This is a genomic window from Micromonospora sp. NBS 11-29, assembly GCF_002140155.1.
Lineage (GTDB): Bacteria > Actinomycetota > Actinomycetes > Mycobacteriales > Micromonosporaceae > Micromonospora.
This window is the reverse complement of record NZ_NAPR01000016.1, coordinates 1,652-5,648: the sequence shown is the minus strand read 5'-3', so window position 1 is coordinate 5,648 and position 3,997 is coordinate 1,652. Positions and strand designations below refer to the sequence as shown.

The window sequence follows — 3,997 nt, the reverse complement described above, 5'->3', positions numbered from 1 at the left end:
AGCTCCCGGCCCATGCCGGCGCGTTGCGCGCCCTGACCGGAGAAGAGCACCGCGACCGGGCCACGGTCGGTGGCGTCGCCGGTGACCAGCGCGCCGGACGGCTCGCCGGCGGCCAGCGCCCGCAGCGCGGCCCGCAGGTCGTCGGGGCCGCTGGCGGCGAGCACGGCCCGCCGGTCCAGCGCGGCGCGGGTGGTGACCGACGCGTACGCCACGTCCAGCGGCCGATGCGCGGGTTCGGCGTCCAGCCAGGACGCCCACCGCTCGGCCTGGGCGGCGAGCGCGCCCGGGTGGGCGGCGGAGAGCAGCACCGGCACGACCGGCCGGTCCACGGTGGCCGCCGGTGCGGGGGCCGGTTCGGCGGGCGGGGCCTCCTCGATCACCAGGTGGGCGTTGGTGCCGCTCATGCCGAAGGAGGAGACGGCGGCGCGGCGGGTCCGGCCGGGTTCGGCGGGCCAGGGCCGGGCGTCGGTGAGCAGTTCGACCGCGCCGGCCGACCAGTCGACGTGCGGGGTGGGCCGGTCGGCGTGCAGCGTGGCGGGGAGCAGGTCGTGCCGCAGCGCGAGCACCATCTTGATCACACCGGCGACGCCGGCGGCGGCCTGGGTGTGGCCGAGGTTGGACTTCAGGGAGCCGAGCCGCAGCGGCCGGTCGGCCGGCCGGTCCCGGNTGGCCAGCAGCGCCTGCGCCTCGATCGGGTCGCCGAGCGTGGTGCCGGTGCCGTGGGCCTCGACCGCGTCCACGTCGGCCGGGGTGAGCCCGGCCTGGGTTAGGGCGTCGCGGATGACCCGCTGCTGGGCGGGGCCGTTCGGGGCGGTGAGGCCGCTGCTCGCGCCGTCGGAGTTGACCGCGCTGCCGCGGATCACGGCGAGTACGGGGTGGCCGAGCCGTCGGGCGTCGCTGAGCCGTTCGACCAGCACCAGGCCGACGCCCTCGGCCCAGCCGGTGCCGTCGGCGTCGGCGGAGAACGCCTTGCAGCGGCCGTCGGCGGCGAGGCCCCGCTGGCGGGAGAACTCGACGAAGCCGCCCGGGGTGGACATCACGCTGGCGCCGCCGGCGACCGCGAGGGTGCATTCGCCGTCGCGTAGCGCCTGCGCGGCCAGGTGCAGCGCGACCAGCGACGAGGAGCAGGCGGTGTCGATGGTGACGGCCGGGCCTTCCAGGCCGAACGTGTAGGCGACGCGGCCGGAGATGACGCTGGCGGCGGTGCCGGTGAGGACGTACCCTTCGGCGCCCTCGGGCAGGCGGCGCAGCACGGAGGCGTAGTCCTGCCCGGCGGTGCCCACGAACACGCCGGTACGGCTGCCGCGCAGCGTGCCGGCGTCGATGCCGGCCCGCTCGAACACCTCCCAGGTGGTCTCCAGCAGCAGCCGCTGCTGGGGGTCCATGGCGAGGGCCTCGCGCGGGCTGATGCCGAACAGCGTGGGGTCGAAGTGGCCGGCGTCGGCGAGGAAGCCGCCCCGGTCGCTGTACGAGGTGCCCGGGTGGTCCGGGTCGGGGTGGTACAGCCGGGCCAGGTCCCAGCCGCGGTCGGCGGGGAACGGGCCGGTGGCGTCGGTGCCGGCGGCGACCAGGTCCCAGAGCTGCTCCGGGGAGGCGACGCCGCCGGGGAACCGGCAGGCCATGGCCACCACGGCGACCGGTTCCGGTTCCTCCAGCTCGCGCAGGCGACGGTGCGCCTGGCGGAGCTCGGTGGTGACCCACTTGAGGTGTTCGAGAAGCTTCTCTTCGTCCGCCATGATCCACCCGCCCGGAGCTTGCTGCCGATCGATTCCCGTCGAACACCGAGGTAGCCGTCGGTGCGGCACACGGGGGTACGCCGGCACCCGGCCCGTCACCGTGAGTGGACGCTACTGAGCGCTGACCTGCTCCCCAACCCCTACGGACCCCTCATTCGCCGGCCCCGGGCGGGGGTGCGCGGCGCAGGTCGGGCGGGTCAGCGGGGCTGGCCGGCGAGGGCGGGCAGGACCTCCCGAGGCTGGCCGGGTGGCGTGGCGCGGCGACGCCACTCGCGCGGGTAGCCCACCGACACCTCCTCGAACGGGACCCCGTCGTAGCGGGTGCTGCGCGGGATGTGCAGGTGCCCGTAGACGGCGACGCGGGCGTCGTAGTGCAGGTGCCAGTCGGCGGTGAGGTCGGTGCCGCACCACTGGGCGAACTCGGGATGCCGCAGGATCCGGGTGGGCTCGCGGACCAGCGGGTAGTGGTTGACCAGCACGGTGGGCAGCCCGTCGCGCTCGGCGTCGAGGCGCCGTTCGGTGTGGATGACCCGGGCCCGGCACCAGGCGTCCCGGCTCGGGTACGGGTCCGGGTGGAGCAGGATCTCGTCGGTGCAGACCACCCCGGTCTCGTACGCCAGCGCGAGCGCCTGCGCCCGGTTGTAGGTGCCGGGTGGCCGCCACGAGTGGTCGTACCCGACGAAGAGCGGCACGACCAGCACCGGATCGCCGTCGGCGTCCCACACCGGGTACGGATCCTCGGGGGTGAGCACGCCGAGGCGTCGGCACAGCGCCACCAGGTGCCGGTAGCGGGCCTCGCCGCGCAGTTGCACCGGGTCGTCGCGGGGCGTCCACAGCTCGTGGTTGCCGGGCGCCCAGACCACCCGGGCGTAGCGGCGCGCGAGCAGGCCGAGCGCCCACTCGACGTCGTGCAGGTACTCGCCGACGTCCCCGGCGACGATCAGCCAGTCGTCGTCGCCGTCGGGGCGCAGCCGTTCGACCAGCGCCCGGTTCTCCGCGTACCCGACGTGCAGGTCGCTGATGGCGAGCAGCCGGCCACCCCTAGCCGCGTGCGGACCCCTAGCTCCGATGCTGGTCACGACTTGCCGAACTCCCGTTGGATGATGGCGAAGATGTCGTCCTCGCCGGCGTCGGCCAGGTCGTCGGCGACCGCGACCGGGGCCTCGGCGGGCGGGGCGTCGCCGCGCCAGCGGGCCAGCAGCTCCTCCAGCCGGCGGGTGACGTCCGCGTCGCGCCGCTCCCCCGGCACCGCGTCGAGCAGCCGTTCCAGGCGGTCGATCTCGGCGGTGACGCCACCGGCGTCGGGCAGCAGTTCGCGTCCCAGGTGCTCGGCGAGCGCGGCCGGCGTCGGGTGGTCGAAGATGAGGGTGGTGGGCAGCGTCAGGCCGGTCTCGGCGGTGAGCCGGTTGCGCAGCTCGACCGCGGTGAGCGAGTCGAAGCCGAGGTCCAGGAACCCGCGACCGGCCCGGATCGCGGCCGGCGTGCCGTGCCCGAGCACGGTGGCCGCCGCGACGCGCACCTGGTCGAGCAGCATCCGGTCCCGTTCGGCCGGGCCGGCGGCGGCGAGCCGGTCGCGCAGCGCCCGCGGCGCGTCCGGGTCGGCCGCCGGGGTGTCGACGCGGTCGGCGGCGGCCTCGGGGATGCCGGCGAGCAGCGGGCTGGGCCGGCGGGCGGTGAACGAGGCGGCGAAGCGGTCCCAGGCGACGTCGGCGACGACCACCGTGGTGTCGTCCCGGTCGAGCGCGCCCCGCAGGGCGGTCGTCGCGAGGTCCGGGTCGAGCGCGGGCAGGCCGCGCCGGGCGAGCTGGTCGCGCTGCTCGCCCTGGGCCATCCCGGCGCCGGCCCACGGCCCCCAGGCCACGGCCGTGCCGGCGGCCCCACGGGCGCGGCGGCGGGTGACCAGCCCGTCGAGGTACGCGTTCGCGGCGGCGTAGCCGGCCTGACCGGCGGAGCCCCACACCCCGGCGATGGACGAGAACATTACGAACGCGTCCAGCCCGTCGGGCAGCAACGCGTCCAGGTGCGCCGCGCCGTCGACCTTGGCGCGGAGCACGTCGCGCAGTTCGTCGGCGGTCATCGCGGTCAGCGGGGTGGCCTGGGCGGCGCCGGCGGCGTGCACGACGGCCCGGACCGGGTCGCCCTGCCCGGTCAGCCCGTCGAGCAGCCCGGCCAGCGCAGCCCGGTCGGCCACGTCGCATGCGGCCACCGTCACCCGTACCCCGAGCCCGCGCAGGCGGTCGGCCAGTTCTTCCGCGCCGGGC

3 protein-coding genes are annotated in these 3,997 nt (G+C 76.6%); all 3 read right to left on the bottom strand.

Features of this window, described 5'->3' with window-relative positions; translation table 11 throughout:
- A partial coding sequence (locus tag B1205_RS31990; protein WP_441338532.1) for a type I polyketide synthase occupies positions 1-1,739 on the bottom strand: 1,739 nt, incomplete at its 3' end.
- Between the two features lie 194 nt (positions 1,740-1,933).
- On the bottom strand, positions 1,934-2,806 hold the full coding sequence (locus B1205_RS20655) for a metallophosphoesterase family protein (RefSeq protein WP_089157125.1): 873 nt from the start codon (positions 2,804-2,806) through the stop codon (positions 1,934-1,936).
- A gap of 5 nt (positions 2,807-2,811) precedes the next feature.
- Positions 2,812-3,997 (bottom strand): SDR family NAD(P)-dependent oxidoreductase (locus B1205_RS20650; RefSeq protein ID WP_140158115.1); only part of this gene is annotated, 1,186 nt, incomplete at its 5' end.